The sequence below is a fragment of the Clostridium thermopalmarium DSM 5974 genome (genome assembly GCF_002995795.1).
Taxonomy (GTDB): domain Bacteria; phylum Bacillota; class Clostridia; order Clostridiales; family Clostridiaceae; genus Clostridium_H; species Clostridium_H thermopalmarium.
In genome coordinates this window covers 127,556-143,421 of sequence record NZ_PVXN01000065.1, presented here as the reverse complement: position 1 = coordinate 143,421, position 15,866 = coordinate 127,556, and the positions used below count along the sequence as shown (strand labels likewise).

The window sequence follows — 15,866 nt, the reverse complement described above, 5'->3', positions numbered from 1 at the left end:
GGGGGAAGGTGTATCTATATACATGGCCTACGGCCTTTTTCCCTTCCAAAATTTCAATAAAATAGAAAAAATCTAATTTCCTATAAAGAAAAAAGCTTTACTGGAAATTAGATGCGAAATCTCTGATAAATGAAAGAGATACTTGACAAATAAAAAAATATGATAATATAATATGGTGTAAATATGAATGGTTAATTTAAAAGATTGTAGATTTAATATAATTTGAAAAACAATTTTATAAAGCAATTTCGGTGAAAAGAAGAGTATCCTTTTAAAAGCTTTTAGCGAGCGGGAAGTGGTGGAAGCCCCGTAGAACTTTAATTGGAGAAAAGAGCCTTGGAGAAGCTGCTAAGTTATATTCATTGTAATATAATGAGGTAAGCCGTTAACTGCGTTAAAGTTTCAAGTGGACTTAACAGTCAACTAGAGTGGTACCGCGGATATGTCCGTCTCTGTTTTTATAATAGAGGCGGGCTTTTTTGCACAACATAACATCAGCTATAGGATTGGTATTTAGGAAAGTTTTACTTGGCAAAGAAGCTGAAAGGCAGTGGATAAGTAGAGGCACCTACGGTGCGAGTTTAGAAGTGGGGGCGCTAAAGCGCAGTAGAGAAGTTTAGAAGAGCAGAAAAGGCTTAAAGTATTTAAGAGGGATATTTATAGAAAGCCTTTAGAATCAATATAAAAAGACTTTGCTGTGCTTCGTCGACTAAAAAGAAGTAAATTTAAAAAATAAAAAAAATTATACATAAATAAGTGGGAGGAAGAAACATTGAATTACAAGAGAATAGTTGCAGAGAGAATAAAAGAAAATGTTGATTTAGAATTAGATACTATAGAGGGACTTATTGAAGTACCTCCAAAGCCTGAAATGGGTGATTATGCTTTTCCGTGTTTTCAGTTAGCAAAGACTTTCAGAAAGGCTCCGAATATGATAGCCGCAGAATTAAGCGAAAAGATAAACAAGGAAGGTTTTGAAAAGGTTGAAGCCTTAGGACCATATCTAAACTTCTTTATGGATAAGGGGGTTTTTGCAGAAGCTATTCTGAACAGAATATTAGAAGAAAAAGATAAGTATGGTTCTTCAGATTATGGAAAAGGAAAAAATGTAACAATAGATTATTCTTCACCTAATATAGCTAAGCCATTTCATGTAGGACATTTATTTAGTACAGCTATAGGAAATGCTTTGTATAGAATGCTAAACTTTGAAGGATATCATTCTATTGGAATAAATCATCTTGGAGATTGGGGAACTCAATTTGGAAAGTTAATATCAGCTTATAAAAGATGGGTAGACGAAGAAGCCTTAGAAAAAGAACCTATAAAAGAGCTTTTAAGAATTTATGTTAAGTTTCATGAAGAAGCGGAGAAGGATCCATCTCTTGAAGATGAAGGAAGAATGTACTTTAAAAAGTTAGAAGATGGGTGTCAGGAAGAAGTAGCTCTTTGGGAAAAGTTTAAGACACAAAGTTTAAAAGAATTTGAAAAGGTATATGAAACTCTTGGAGTTAAATTTGATTCCTATGCAGGAGAGAGCTTCTACAATGATAAAATGGATGCTGTAGTAAAGGAATTAGAAGAAAAAAATCTTCTTGTGGAGAGCAACGGAGCTAAGGTTGTAATGCTTGAAGAAGAAAATATGCCTCCATGTATTATTTTAAAGGCGGATGGAGCTACAATATATGCCACTCGTGATTTAGCTGCTGCAATATACAGAAAAAAAACCTATGACTTCTACAAAAATATATATGTAGTTGGTTCACCTCAAGCATTACACTTTAAACAAGTATTCAAAACTCTAGAAAAAATGGGATATGAATGGGCTAAAGATTGTGAGCACGTAGGTTTTGGTCTTGTGAAGTTTGCAGATAGAAAGTTATCAACAAGAAAGGGAGAAGTCATTTTCCTTGAGGACTTGCTAAACGAAGCTGTATCTAAAACTCTAGAAATTATAAATGAAAAGAATCCAGACCTTGAAAATAAGGAAGAGGTTGCTAAAAAAGTTGGAATAGGTGCTGTTATATTCACTTATCTAAAAAATAGAAGAGAAAAGGATATAGTATTTAGTTGGGATGAAATGCTTAACTTTGAAGGAGAAACTGGTCCATATGTTCAATATACTTATGCAAGAGGAAAGAGCATATTGAGACGTGCAGGAGAGATTGAGGGAGATATTAATTATGCAGCTTTAAACTCCACAGAAGAGTTCGAGCTTGTAAAAGAACTTTCGCGATTACAAGAAGCAGTATTAGGTGCTATAGCTAAGTTAGAACCTTCAATGCTTACAAGATATATAATTGACGTTGCTAAAGCGTTTAATAAATTTTATAACGCTCATAACATTATGGCTACAGAAGATAAAGCTGTTAAGAATGCAAGACTAAAAATGGTAGAAGCAACCTGTCAAGTAATTAAAAATGGACTTAAACTCATTGGAATTGAGGTAGTGGAAAAGATGTAGTAGTTCATTTTAGAAGTTTACTCTCCTTATAGAAAAGTTTTAAAATATTATTCATGTAAATATTTTATAGATAAATATAAGATGATATAATTATTGTAAGGGGGTGCTTCATATGAAAATAAGAGATATAATGCATTACGAAGTTGTAATGCTAAATCCTGAGGATACAGTAAAAAAAGCTTTGGATTTAATGAATGAAAAGAAAATAAACGGTGCACCAGTTGTAGATAAATATAGAAAGTTACAAGGAATTGTGGTTAAGGCAGATATATATAGATTTTTGATTGAAGAAGGTCACTATGATACTTATCCTATTTCTAATATAATGACAAAGAGTGTTGTAACTGCTGACATTGATGAGGATATAGTAGATGCAGCTCAAAAGATTATAGAAAATAATATTGAAGCAATACCAATTTTAGAAGATAAAAAAGTTGTAGGATTGTTATCTATGGAAAATATAATTGAACATTTTATAGAACTAAATAAAAGAAGGTAGATATTTTGTTATCTACCTTCTTTATCTTTATACACTGGACAGTGAGAAGAACAGCTGCCGCAGTTACATCCTTCACCAGAGGCTTTCTTTTTTACATTTTTAACGAGAATATAAATTGCAAAACCTGCAATGGCTGCTGTTATTATTATTTCTAACATGTAATCACTCCTTAATATACCAAAACCATAATTTTTAAAACTATGGATTATCCTATAATCAACAAACCTAAATTATAAACTATAAATGCAGCTATCCAAGCCAATATAAATTGATATACTATAGAGAAGAACATCATCTTATTTCCGTATTCCTTTTTCATTGTAGCTACAGTTGTTATACAAGGAGTATATAAAAGTACAAAGACTAAGAAAGCGTAAGCTGATACAACATTAAAGTGTTGAAGCAGTATAGTTTGAAGATCATTTCCGAAAATAACTCCCATAGTACTTACAACAACTTCTTTAGCCATAAATCCAGTTAGAAGTGACATTGAAGTTTCCCAAGAACCAAAGCCAAGTGGCTTGAATATTGGAGCTATTCCTTTACCAATTGATGCAAATAAGCTTTCGTTAATATCTACCATTCCAGTAAAGTTAAAGTTAGATAAGAACCAAACTACAACTGAAATTGATAAAATAATAGTTCCTGCTTTCTTTAAAAAGCCTTTACCTTTATCCCAGGTGTGTATAGCAAGACTTTTCCACTCAGGAAGTTTATATTCAGGAAGCTCAATTATAAAAGGCTCCTCATCTTTTTTAAATATTGTGTTTTTAAATAAAAGACCTATTAAAAATGCAATAGCTACACCTAGAGCATAAAGAGAAAATACTACTGGTGTTTCTTTTCCAGGGAAAAAGATAGATGCAAATAAAGCGTAAACTGGAAGCCTTGCATTGCATGACATAAGCGGTACAAGCAGTGCAGCAAGTTTTCTATCTTTTTCACTTTCAAGAGTTCTAGCTGACATTATAGCAGGTACAGAACAACCAAATCCAACTACCATTGGTATGAAGGCTTTACCTGAAAGGCCCATTTTTCTCATAAGTTTATCCATTAAAAAGGCAGCTCGTGCCATATATCCACTATCTTCAAGAAAGGATATTCCAAGGAATAGTGCTAAAATTATAGGAAGAAAAACTATAATAGAGCCAACCCCTCCAACTATTCCATCAACAATAAGAGATCTAAACCAAGGACTGCTATTTGTGAGCAAAGCATCTAGTTTTGGCATTAGATAATCATTTAATCCTAGATCTAAAAGATCAGCTAAAGGCTGTCCTACCCAACTGAAGGTAAATTTAAATATTAAATACATAATTCCTAAAAATATTGGATAAGCAGCGAATTTATTTAAAAGTATATTATCTATCTTATCTTTAGTACTTATCTCATTCCTTGAAGAATGAGTTATACATTTACTTAATAATTTTTCAATATATGAATAAACTTCTTTTTCATTTTTAAAATTTTGATATTTAAAATCATTTTCAATAGATAACTCTGAAACATCTATGTTTAAAAGCAAATCTTTAACTTTATCTAGGCCTTTACCCTTTGAAGCTGAAACAGGAATAAGTTTAACTCCAAGCTCCTTTGAAAGTTTATTAAAATCTATATTTATACCTTTAGCTTCAGCTATGTCAATCATATTAAGAATCATTATAATTGGTTTATTAAACTGTTTTAACTGAGTAGTAAGATATAGATTTCTATCTAAATTAGAAGCATCTACTATGTTTACTATTAAATCTGCTTCATCACTTAATAAAAAGTTCTTTGCTACCTTTTCTTCATTAGAATAGGTATCCATAGCATAAATTCCTGGAAGATCAACTATTTTTACAGATTTATTTAAAAAACCTTCTTTCTTCTCTACAGTAACTCCAGCCCAGTTTCCAACATACTGATTGGATCCTGTTAAAGCATTAAACAAAGTGGTTTTACCTACGTTTGGGTTTCCCACTAATGCTATTGTCCTCATTTTAGACCTCCTTTATCTTAATGTTAGCAGCATCCTTTTTTCTTATTGCTAGGTCAAAGCCTCTAACATTTATGATAATAGGATCCCCCAAAGGTGCCTTATTTTTTAAAGTTACTTTAGTTCCCTCAATACATCCTAAGGCTAACAGACGTTTTGAAAGCTTTTCATCTCCGATTATATTTTTAATAAAACCATCTTGTCCTGGTCTTAAATCAACTATGCTCATTTTGTCTCCCCCTTATGTAATTCTGAAAATCATTCTCAATTAAAATATAGCACCAATGATAAAAAAAGTCAATATCTAAGAAAATAAAGTGGAACTTTTTTCTTATAAAGTAATATGCAAATTATTACGCAGTTTATTTGCTGCAGCTGTTACTAAAATAAAGTAAGTTATGAGGAGTTCACAAACCATGAAAATTGTGAGATAATAAAAAGACAAAGCTGAGTAAATAATATAAAATATAATAAGATTTGTTTGACTAGAAAGAAGTGGTAAATTGATTAAAAGGGAAAATACTATAAAGGTAGAAGAATATTCACAGGAAAATAACTTAGATGTTGATGGAAAGGCAGATATATATAAGGATGCCATATTTTTTGATTTAGAACATTATCTATATAAAAAGCCAATATGTATAGGAGTTTTTGGATGCTGTTATTATGACGAAAAGAGTAATGAACTTAAGGTTACTCAGTACATGATTGAAAATAAAAATGATGCTTTGAAAATATTAAATCTTTCTGTAGACTATTTTAAAGATATGCATGATAAATATAATAAAAGATATATAGTTACCTTTTCTGGTAATAATGATTTTACAGTTATTGAATACCTATACAAGAAAAACAATATAGATTTTAATCTAGATGATTACTTTATAAAGGTAGATCTCCAAAGAGAGTACGAAAAATTGATGGGATCCAATATAGGACTTAAAAATTTAGAAAAGGTATTTGATATACATAGAGAAAGTGAACTTATAAGCGGTTCTAATTTATCAAAAACATTCTGCAAGGTTATGAAGGATTTTGATTATATGAATAGAATGCCTGAAGAAAAGAGGCAAAGAATATTATTATATAATGAGCAGGATGTAGTGAGTCTTTTTAGGATATATGTAGATTGGAAAAAGTTTTTGAAAAAGGAAATTAAAATTGAAGAATAGATAAATATAAATATATAAGTATAAGCGGTTACTCATAAAGAGTGCTGCTTTTTTTTATATTCATGAACTATAAAACTATAATGGTAAAATTTAATTAAAAAACAAATTAAATTGCTAAAAATATAAAATTAAATCAAATATATATAAAAAATTTTTATATTAATTGGAAATTTTAAGGAAATTATTGTATAATTAGTGTATAATTTCATAGATAAAAATATTTTTAACTTGATGTCAATGAAAACTAGGAGTAATCAATATGAACATAGTTAATAAAAAAAGATTAGGAGATTTATTAGTTGAAGGAGGAAAAATAACTAAAGAACAGCTTAAAGCAGAGTTGGAAAGACAAAGAATCACTGGAATTAAGCTTGGTGAACTATTAATTAAAGACAAGCTAGTAAGCAAAGAGGACATATTAGAGGTGCTAGAATTTCAGCTGGGAATACAGAGAGTGCATTTAGATATGATACAGCTGGATAAAAGTGTTGTGAGAGCTATACCTGAATCTTTGGCTTTAAAATATAACTTAATAGCTATTGGATTTGAAGGAAATAAAATTAAAGTTGCTATGTCAGATCCTTTAAATGTGTTTGCTATAGATGATGTTTACATAGCTACAGGAAAGAGAGTTATACCTTATATAGCTTCTAAAACAAATATTGAAAAAGCTATAGATAAATATTATTCCAGTGAATATGTTGAAAAAGCAGCAGAGGAATTGACAAAATCCAGCGTAAAATAAGAAGTGAAAGTGGAAGTAGAAGAGATGGATGATGTAAAAAATGCGCCAGTTGTAAAGCTTATAGACTCTGTGATAAAAAATGCGGTTAAGGCTAAAGCCAGTGATATACATATAGAGCCTTTTGAAAATTATGTAAAGATAAGATATAGAATAGATGGGATGCTTCAGGAGGTTTTAAGGGCGCCAAAGGAAACATCAGCATCATTGACTTCTCGTATAAAAATTATGGCAAGCTTTGATATAGCAGAAAAAAGCTTCCACAGGATGGAAGAATAATTACTAAAATAAATGAAAATTAACCTTAAAGAATAAGGTTGATAGTCTTGAAATAGGAGGGGCTACCAATATTGGAGATGGCATCAGAACAGCAAAAGCTATGCTGGATAAGCGTACTTCAGTAAAAGAAAAGTATATAATTCTTATGACAGATGGAGTGCCTACTGCTTATAGCAGAGATAAAAATGGTAAAAAAAGATACTATGAATATTTAGATGATTATTTTGGAACAACAATTAATAGCAGTATAAATCATGATGCTGCAAGCTCTATCTTATATACTTATAATGGGGACACATATATAACCTATAATGGGGTTCAAAATACCACCGATGCAGAGGCTTTGAGTTATGCTAAAAATGTAGTAGACAACATGATAAAGGATGATGATAGTGTTAAACAATTTATAAAAGTTGTTCCACTTCCAAAATTGGATTAAATTACTAAGGAGCTTGCTAACTTAAGCTCCTTTTAAATAAAATTTTCGAGGTGAAAAATGGACAGAATAGTTATTTTTATTTCCGGGCTTATCCTAGGTAGTTTTTTAAATGTTTGTATATATCGAATACCGCATGGAAAATCTATCTCTTATCCGCCTTCACATTGTACAAACTGTAAAATCAGAATAAAGCCCTATGACTTAATCCCAATTATAAGTTATGTATTATTAAAAGGAAGATGCAGATACTGTAATAATAAGATTTCTATAAGATATCCTTTAATAGAGCTGTTTACTGGAATTATATTTGTTGGGGTATATATAAAGTATGGTTTAAGTATAAAATTTATAAAATTTGCTGTATTATTTTGTTTTTTAATTGTTATAGGAATTATAGATTATGATACTACAGATGTATATGATAACACTATAATATGGGGAGGAGTATTTGGGTTTATATTTTTAGCAATAAATATTTATTTAAAACTCCCTGTAAAGACTTATTTACTAGGAGCACTGGTTGGAGGAGTTTTTATATCTATAATAATTCTTTTATCAGGAGGCATGGGATGGGGTGACGCTGAAATATGCACTCTTTGCGGATTGTATCTAGGCATTAAACTTACTATTTTAACCTTATTTTTATCCTTAATAATAGGAGGAACTTTAGGTGGAATACTTATACTGTTAAAAAAGAAAAGTCGTAAAGACTATATACCTTTTGGGCCATTTATAGTAAGCGCAGCAATGATCGCAATGTTTTTAGGAGAAAGAATATTAAAATGGTATTTTAATATTTTATTTTAGGTTAGGTACATTAGCTAATTTTTGTATTATAATATAAGATTAGCTGAATTAATGAAATATATGTTGACTAATTAGTATAAATAATTATATAATAGCAATGTTTGCATAATTAATGTTTGCATAATTTTTAATACACAAAAAATGGAGATGAGAAAAAGAATATGTTTACTCCTATAAAAAATACAAAGGTATATGAACAGGTTATGATTCAAATAAAGACAATGATAAAGGATGGAACTCTTAAAAGAGGAGATAAGCTTCCATCGGAAAGAGAATTAGTAGAGCAGTTAGGTGTTAGCAGAGCATCTATAAGAGAAGCTTTAAGGGCTTTAGAAATGATTGGTTTAGTAGAGTGTAAGCAAGGAGAAGGAAATTTCATAACAAATACTTTTCATGATACTTTATTCGAGCCTCTTTCTATAATGTTTATGTTAAATGAATGCAAAGTACATGAGATATTTGATCTTAGGAAAATAATAGAAGTAGAAACTGCAGCGCTTGCAGCAAAGCAAGTAACTGAAGAGGAATTGAAAGAGATGGAAGAGTTATTACAAGCCATGAGAGCTTGTGATGATGAGGATGAAAGGGTAAAAATTGATGTAAAATTTCATTATAAAATAGCTCAGGCTTCTAGAAATTTTTTAATAGTAAGCATATTAAATGCTGTTTCTAGTCTTATGGATTCTTTTATAAAGGATGCGAGAAAAAATATTATAAATAATCAACATAAAGATGTCATAGATGAGCAGCATGAGAGTATATTACAGGCTCTAAAAAATGGCAATCCAGAAGAAGCTACAGAAGCTATGAGAAGGCATATGGAGCTTATAAATGAAAACTTAATTAAACATCTTTGATACAAATAGAATGAGTTAGAGAAATGACAAGTTAGAAGAGAGCTTTTGCTTAAGCAAAAGCTCTCTTCTTTGCTTTCACACAGGTACTGATGTTGCTGAGTTTTTAGTGCTTTTATTAGTTGAACATCCTAATATAGTTTTTCTGACTTGATTTTGTAGTATTGTTAAAAAAGTAACTAAATTTTCAAAAATATGATGTAAAAAACAAAAAAATGAAAAAAATTTTTTTAGAAAAGTTATAATAAAGTGTAGAACTATGACAACGATTTCAAAAAAATTTTTGAATAGATTTGTTAATAAAATAACTATTGTAGAAATAATCTGATAATTGTGATATTATAAAGTCAAAGGAAAGATGGTCATACCACTTGGGGAGGTTTAGCTTAGTAGGGTAAAAAAATGAGTTTAAAAATAATAAACAGAATGATTTTCTGTTTATTAAAAATATACTGGTAAGACGACTTACCATAATTACTTTACTTATAAAATAGAATGGGGGATTAAGACATGGAAATATTGGTTTGTATCAAACAAGTTCCAGGAACAACAAAGGTTGAAGTTGATCCAGTTACAGGAGTTTTAAAAAGAGATGGTATAGATTCTAAGATGAATCCATATGATCTCTATGCTTTAGAAAGCGCATTTAGAATTAGAGAAGAAAAGGGTGGAAAAGTTAATGTAATAAGTATGGGACCACCTCAAGCAAAGGATATTATAAAAGAGGCATTTATGATGGGGGCAGATGAGGGAACATTACTTTCAGATAGAAAATTTGGTGGCGCAGATGTACTAGCTACAGCTTATACATTATCACAAGGGGTAAAAATGACAGGAAATCCTGACCTTATCATCTGTGGAAAACAAACAACAGATGGAGACACAGCACAAGTTGGACCAGAGATAGCAGAATATTTAGGAATTCCACATGTAGCTAATGTAAGAAAAATTATAGAAGTTAAGGATGATTCAATAACTGTTGAAATGGATATGGCGGAAACAGTAGAAATTCAGGAAATTAAATATCCTTGTCTTATAACAGTTGAAAAGGATATATATACTCCAAGACTTCCATCCTATAAGAAAAAATTAGAGACTAAAGACAAAGAAATAAAGGTATTTAGCTTAGCTGACTTAGAAGATAAGAACGAAAATAATTATGGATTAAATGGTTCAGCAACTCAAGTTGAAAGAATATTTCCACCAGAATCAAATACTGATAAGGAAATGTGGAAAGGTGACGGCGAAGAACTTACTGAGAGACTTTTTGCTAAACTGAAAGAACTTAAATTTGCATAATAGAATCTAAAAAAGCTGGTTACTAAAAAAGTTGGGGGGATTTAAATGGGAAAGTTATTGGTTCATGAAGATAAATTAAACAAAGAAGTTATAGAAGAATTAGTGAAAGTATGTCCGTTTGGTGCATTAGTAGAAAACAATGGTAAGTTGGAAATAACAGCAGCATGTAAGATGTGCAAACTTTGTGTAAAAAAAGGACCTGAAGGAGTAATGGAGTACGTGGAAGAAGAGCAAGGTCCTAAGGTAGATAAGAGTTTATGGAATGGAATTGCAATATATGTTGACCATGTAGAGGGGGAAATTCACCCTGTAACTCTTGAGCTTATAGGAAAGGGAAGAGAGCTTGCAGCTAAGATAAATCATCCAGTTTATGCTGTATTTATTGGATATAACATTAAAGATAAAGCTAAAAAATTATTGCATTATGGGGTTGATGAGGTATTTGTATACGATTACGAAGAGCTTAAGGATTTCAGAATCGAACCATATACAGCAGCTTTTGAAGATTTTATAAATAAGGTTAAGCCTTCATCAATATTAGTTGGGGCTACAACAGTAGGTAGATCTCTTGCACCAAGAGTTGCAGCAAGATTTAAGACCGGACTTACAGCAGATTGTACAATCCTTGATATGAAGGAGAACACAGACCTAGTTCAAATAAGACCAGCTTTTGGCGGTAATATAATGGCACAAATTATAACAAGCAACAATAGACCTCAATTTGCTACTGTAAGATATAAAATTTTCTCAGCTCCAGAAAGAAGTGAGAAAGCTACTGGTAAGGTTACAGTATGCGAGATGTCAAGAGATAAGTTTAAGTCAGGAATAAAGGTTCTTAAGATAACAAAAAAAGAAAAAGAAGTAAGTATATCAGATGCAGAAGTAATTGTAGCAGCAGGTAGAGGAGTAAAATCAGAGAAAGATATGCAGCTTGTTTATGAATTAGCTGATGCATTAGGAGCACAAGTTGCTGGAACAAGACCACTTGTTGAAGCAGGTTGGATAGATGCAAAAAGACAAATAGGTCTTAGTGGAAGAACGGTAAAGCCAAAACTTATAATCACCCTTGGAATTCAGGGTTCAGTACAATTTGTAGCTGGTATGAATAATTCAGAAACTATCATAGCAATAAATAATGATCCAGATGCATCTATATTCAATGTTGCTCACTATGGAATAGTTGGTGACCTTTATGAAATAGTTCCAAAACTTATTGAAAAAATCAAAAACGGTGAAGCTTTATCAGAAGTAGCAGCAGCAAAATAATTGAGGTCAGAAGTTTAGAGGGTTTATTCGCTGTGCTAAGCTTAGGAAGGTAAGTTTAAAGTGTAAAGTTTAAAATATAGTAAGTTAAAATTATAGACTAGGAGCGTTAGGAACAAAGTGTTAGGTACTAAAAAAGGTTCGGGGGGTTTTAATTATGAGTCAATATAAAAAGATAGATAACAAAGATGTAGAATTTTTAAAGTCAGTGGTTGGTGAGGATAAGGTTTTATATGGAGATGAAATTAGTGAGGATTATAGCCATGATGAATTAGGCGGAATAAGCAATTATCCTGAAGTGTTAGTTAGGGTGCACAAAACAGAAGAAATTTCAAAAATAATGAAATATGCTTATGAAAATACAATTCCTGTAGTAGTTAGAGGTTCAGGTACAGGTCTTGTTGGAGCATCAGTTCCTTTACATGGTGGAATAATGCTAGAAACAACAGAAATGAACAATATTCTAGAATTGGACGAAGAAAATTTAACATTAACCTTAGAGCCAGGTGTTCTTTTAATGGAGATTGGTAAATATGTAGAGGAATTTGATCTTTTCTACCCACCAGATCCAGGTGAAAAGAGTGCTACAATTGGTGGAAATATCAGTACAAATGCAGGTGGTATGAGAGCTGTTAAATACGGAGTTACAAGAGATTATGTACGTGGTCTTGAGGTAGTTCTTCCAAATGGGGATATACTTGAACTTGGTGGAAAGGTTGTTAAAAATAGCTCAGGTTATAGCTTAAAAGATTTGATTGTAGGCTCAGAGGGAACTTTAGGAATAATAACAAAAGCTATATTAAAATTAGTACCACTTCCTAAAAAATCTGTAAGCTTGCTTATACCATTTAAGGATATAGACACTGCTATTGAAACAGTTCCTAAGATAATAAAATCAAAAGCAGTTCCAACTGCTATAGAATTCATGCAAAGAGAAGTTATACTTAGTGCTGAAGAGTTCTTAGGAAAGAAATTCCCAGATAATTCATCTGATGCATATCTTCTATTAACTTTTGATGGAAATAGTACAGCACAAGTAGAAGCTGATTATGAAACAGTTGCAGACCTTTGCTTAGCTGAAGGAGCACTTGATGTATTCATAGTTGATACAGATGAAAGAAAAGAATCTGTATGGTCAGCTAGAGGAGCTTTCCTTGAAGCAATTAAAGCATCAACAACTGAGATGGATGAGTGCGACGTTGTTGTTCCAAGAAATGAAGTTGCAAACTTTATTAAATATACTAAGGAATTAGAAAAACAGTTCAACATTAGAATTCCAAGCTTTGGACACGCTGGAGATGGAAACTTACACGTTTATATTTGTAAAGATGATTTAAGTGATGAAGAATGGGAAAAGAAATTAAAGGAAGTATTTGATTGCATGTACAAGAAGTCAGAAGAATTAAGAGGACTTGTATCAGGAGAACACGGAATAGGATATGCTAAAAAAGAATATATGTTCCATCAATATGGAGAAAGCTATATAAACATAATGAAAGGCATAAAACAAGCATTTGACCCTAAAAATATTCTAAATCCAGGAAAGGTTTGCCAATAAACAATTAAAGGGGTCAGAACACAAATTTTAAGTTAAAAATAAAGGGGTCAGACTACAATGTTTAATAAAAATGTAGTCTGGCCTCATTTATTATTTATATAGTATCAAATTGAGAATATATTGTTTGGACTTCTCATTATGAGAAAAAGTTTTCTCATAATGAGATAAAATTAGTAGACTTTTATTTTAGTTTTTATTAAACTATATAAATAATATGTTTTTTCTTGGCATAAAAAATGCTACATATATAATATGTTGACATTAAATAATAAGATACGCACAATATATAATTAAGATATAAAAAGTTTTTTACAGAGTATAAAATATCAAATGGTAACTATAGCAAAGAATAGGAGAGGGAAATATGAAAGTACTTTATTATGACTGTTTTGCAGGAATAAGTGGGGACATGAATTTAGGAGCTATGATAGACCTTGGTGTAGATAAGGACTTTTTGATAAGAGAGCTATCTAAACTAAGGATGGACAGTGAGTTTGAAATAAAGGTTGGAAAAGAAAGTAGAAAAGGAATTGAAGGTACAAAGGTAGATGTAATTTTAAAACATAATGATGAAGCATGCTGCGATGAAGAGCATGGACAAACTAAAACTCATCATGAACATATACATGAAGATGGATATACTCATGAACACTCACAAGATCATAATCATTCACATAATCACCATGATGTTCATAGTCATTCTCACAGCCATAACCACCATGTTCATAGAAATCTAGAGCATATTGAGAAAATAATAAATTCAAGTGAACTTAATGATAATGTAAAAAAAATGAGCTTAAATATGTTTAGAAAAGTAGCTGAAGCGGAAGCAAAAGTTCATGGAAAACCGCTTTATGAAGTGCATTTTCATGAGGTAGGAGCTGTGGATTCCATAGTAGATATAGTAGGAGCTGCTATATGTTTAGATTACTTAAAGGTGGACAAAGTTATGGCATCTTCAGTAGAACTTGGTGGAGGATTTGTGAAATGTGCTCATGGACTTATTCCAGTTCCAGCACCTGCTACAGTAGAAATACTTAAAGGAATACCAGTAAAAACAGGAATAGTACCTTTTGAAACAACAACTCCAACAGGAGCTGCAATTTTAGCTTCTTCTGTGGATGAATTTTCAGATATGAAAGATTTTACCATTGAAAAGATAGGATATGGAGTAGGTGGCAGGGATACAGAAATTCCAAATGTATTAAGAGTATATTTAGGTAAAAAAAAACTAAGGAATTACATATAAATACGGAGGATAAAGATGAAGCCTATGTTTTAGAATGTAACATTGATGATATGAATCCAGAAATATATGAATATATTATAGAACGACTTTTTAATAAAGGGGCTTTAGATGTATATAGGATTCCGATTCTTATGAAAAAGGAAAGATTAGGTGTTATACTAAGTGTGCTCTGTAGAAAAGAGAATAAAGAAGATATAAAGGAGATAATTTTTAAAGAAACGACTACTTTAGGAATTAGAGAATATAAAATCAGTAGAACCAAGTTAAAAAGAGAATTTCAAACTGTGGACACCATTTATGGAAAAGTATCTGTTAAAAAAGCTTATTACAAAGGCAAATTAATAAAGGCAAAGCCAGAATATGAGGATTGCAGAAAGCTTGCGGAAGATAATAGTGAGCCTATTAAAAACATATATGATGAAGTGTTAAAGACCATGGGAGGGATTATAAATGAATAATCAAAAGTATTCAAATCTTATTAATTATCTAAAGAATTTAGGAAGTGTAGTAGTAGCTTTTTCAGGAGGAGTGGATAGCACATTCTTACTCAAAGCTGCAAAGGAAGCATTAGGAGATAAAGCTGCGGCGCTTACAGTGGTATCTCCCTATATTCCTAAATGGGAGATAGAAGAAGCAAAAGAGTTAGTAAAGGAAATAGGAATAAGACATGAGTTTTTAGAAGTTCCTGTTATAATAGATGAAATTAAGTTTAATCCAGAAGATAGATGCTATTTATGCAAAACAGCTGTGTTTACAATGGTAAAGGATTTTGCAAATAAAAATGGATACAATTATGTGGTGGATGGAACAAATGCTGATGATATAAATGACTATAGACCAGGATTAAGAGCATTAAAGGAGCTTGAAATTAAAAGCCCTCTTCTTGAAAATAAATTAAGCAAAAATGAAATAAGAGAATTGTCAAAAGAGCTTAATTTGCCAACATGGAATAAACCCCCATATGCTTGCCTTTTATCAAGAATTCCTTATGGAACTGAGCTTAAGGTAGAAGATTTGGAGAAAATAGAAAAGTCAGAAAGGTATCTAATGGACAAAGGGTTCAGAGCAGTCCGTGTAAGATGTCACGGAGATTTAGCTAGAATTGAAGTTCCAATAGAAGATATGCCTAGACTATTTGATATAAAATTAATGGATGAAATTTCTTCAAAGCTAAAAGAATTCGGATTTAAATATGTATCATTGGATATGCAAGGATATAGGACAGGAAGTCTTAACCTTAATATAGAAGAAAAGGGGAATTAG

15 protein-coding genes, 1 pseudogene and 1 other annotated feature are annotated in these 15,866 nt (G+C 31.2%); of the genes and pseudogenes, 13 read left to right on the top strand and 3 right to left on the bottom strand.

Going from position 1 to position 15,866, the window contains the following annotated elements; translation table 11 throughout:
• The first annotated feature begins 242 nt into the window (after positions 1-242).
• Positions 243-457: a binding site (T-box leader), on the top strand.
• 315 nt (positions 458-772) lie between these two features.
• Positions 773-2,464 carry an arginine--tRNA ligase gene (gene argS, locus CPAL_RS12870; protein WP_061857256.1) on the top strand — a complete coding sequence of 564 codons (1,692 nt, stop codon included), beginning with the start codon at positions 773-775 and terminating at the stop codon, positions 2,462-2,464.
• 112 nt (positions 2,465-2,576) lie between these two features.
• Positions 2,577-2,963, top strand: a complete 387-nt coding sequence (locus CPAL_RS12865) for a CBS domain-containing protein (RefSeq protein ID WP_061857255.1) — start codon at positions 2,577-2,579, stop codon at positions 2,961-2,963.
• An 8-nt stretch (positions 2,964-2,971) separates the two neighbouring features.
• On the opposite strand, the gene CPAL_RS12860 is transcribed toward CPAL_RS12865, so the two are convergent.
• The 3 genes from CPAL_RS12860 to CPAL_RS12850 are packed head-to-tail and all read right to left on the bottom strand — an operon-like array spanning position 2,972 to position 5,170.
• Positions 2,972-3,121, bottom strand: a complete 150-nt coding sequence (locus CPAL_RS12860; RefSeq protein ID WP_106024784.1) for a FeoB-associated Cys-rich membrane protein — start codon at positions 3,119-3,121, stop codon at positions 2,972-2,974.
• A 47-nt stretch (positions 3,122-3,168) separates the two neighbouring features.
• A complete protein-coding gene (feoB, locus tag CPAL_RS12855; RefSeq protein ID WP_106024783.1) occupies positions 3,169-4,944 on the bottom strand; it encodes a ferrous iron transport protein B in 1,776 nt (591 codons plus the stop codon).
• 1 nt (position 4,945) lies between these two features.
• Positions 4,946-5,170 carry a FeoA family protein gene (locus CPAL_RS12850; RefSeq protein WP_061857253.1) on the bottom strand — a complete coding sequence of 75 codons (225 nt, stop codon included), beginning with the start codon at positions 5,168-5,170 and terminating at the stop codon, positions 4,946-4,948.
• Positions 5,171-5,444: 274 nt separating this feature from the next.
• On the opposite strand from CPAL_RS12850, the gene CPAL_RS12845 reads away from it, so the two are divergent.
• The 11 genes and pseudogenes from CPAL_RS12845 to larE all read left to right on the top strand — a co-directional run bounded on the left by CPAL_RS12845 (position 5,445) and on the right by larE (position 15,866).
• Positions 5,445-6,113, top strand: coding sequence for a ribonuclease H-like domain-containing protein (locus CPAL_RS12845; RefSeq protein WP_106024782.1), 669 nt, complete (start codon positions 5,445-5,447; stop codon positions 6,111-6,113).
• A gap of 259 nt (positions 6,114-6,372) precedes the next feature.
• The gene (locus CPAL_RS12840; protein ID WP_061857251.1) at positions 6,373-6,858 is read left to right on the top strand and encodes a GspE/PulE/PilB domain-containing protein; all 486 of its coding nucleotides are present in this window, start codon (positions 6,373-6,375) and stop codon (positions 6,856-6,858) included.
• Positions 6,859-6,882: 24 nt separating this feature from the next.
• The gene (locus CPAL_RS12835) at positions 6,883-7,134 is read left to right on the top strand and encodes an ATPase, T2SS/T4P/T4SS family (protein WP_106024781.1); all 252 of its coding nucleotides are present in this window, start codon (positions 6,883-6,885) and stop codon (positions 7,132-7,134) included.
• Positions 7,135-7,234: 100 nt separating this feature from the next.
• Entirely contained in the window at positions 7,235-7,573 is a 339-nt protein-coding gene (locus tag CPAL_RS12830) for a hypothetical protein (RefSeq protein ID WP_061857249.1), read from the top strand.
• A 57-nt stretch (positions 7,574-7,630) separates the two neighbouring features.
• On the top strand, positions 7,631-8,380 hold the full coding sequence (locus CPAL_RS12825) for a prepilin peptidase (RefSeq protein ID WP_061857248.1): 750 nt from the start codon (positions 7,631-7,633) through the stop codon (positions 8,378-8,380).
• A gap of 161 nt (positions 8,381-8,541) precedes the next feature.
• Entirely contained in the window at positions 8,542-9,237 is a 696-nt protein-coding gene (locus CPAL_RS12820; protein WP_106024780.1) for a FadR/GntR family transcriptional regulator, read from the top strand.
• Between the two features lie 507 nt (positions 9,238-9,744).
• Positions 9,745-10,533 carry an electron transfer flavoprotein subunit beta/FixA family protein gene (locus tag CPAL_RS12815; RefSeq protein WP_061857246.1) on the top strand — a complete coding sequence of 263 codons (789 nt, stop codon included), beginning with the start codon at positions 9,745-9,747 and terminating at the stop codon, positions 10,531-10,533.
• Positions 10,534-10,578: 45 nt separating this feature from the next.
• Positions 10,579-11,799 carry an electron transfer flavoprotein subunit alpha gene (locus CPAL_RS12810; RefSeq protein ID WP_061857245.1) on the top strand — a complete coding sequence of 407 codons (1,221 nt, stop codon included), beginning with the start codon at positions 10,579-10,581 and terminating at the stop codon, positions 11,797-11,799.
• A gap of 154 nt (positions 11,800-11,953) precedes the next feature.
• Complete coding sequence (locus tag CPAL_RS12805) at positions 11,954-13,354, top strand: FAD-binding oxidoreductase (protein ID WP_061857244.1); 1,401 nt, start codon at positions 11,954-11,956, stop codon at positions 13,352-13,354.
• Positions 13,355-13,718: 364 nt separating this feature from the next.
• Positions 13,719-15,061, top strand: a pseudogene (gene larC, locus CPAL_RS12800) (nickel pincer cofactor biosynthesis protein LarC).
• The gene (gene larE, locus CPAL_RS12795) at positions 15,054-15,866 is read left to right on the top strand and encodes an ATP-dependent sacrificial sulfur transferase LarE (RefSeq protein ID WP_106024779.1); all 813 of its coding nucleotides are present in this window, start codon (positions 15,054-15,056) and stop codon (positions 15,864-15,866) included. The pseudogene larC and the gene larE overlap by 8 nt, the downstream one beginning before the upstream one ends.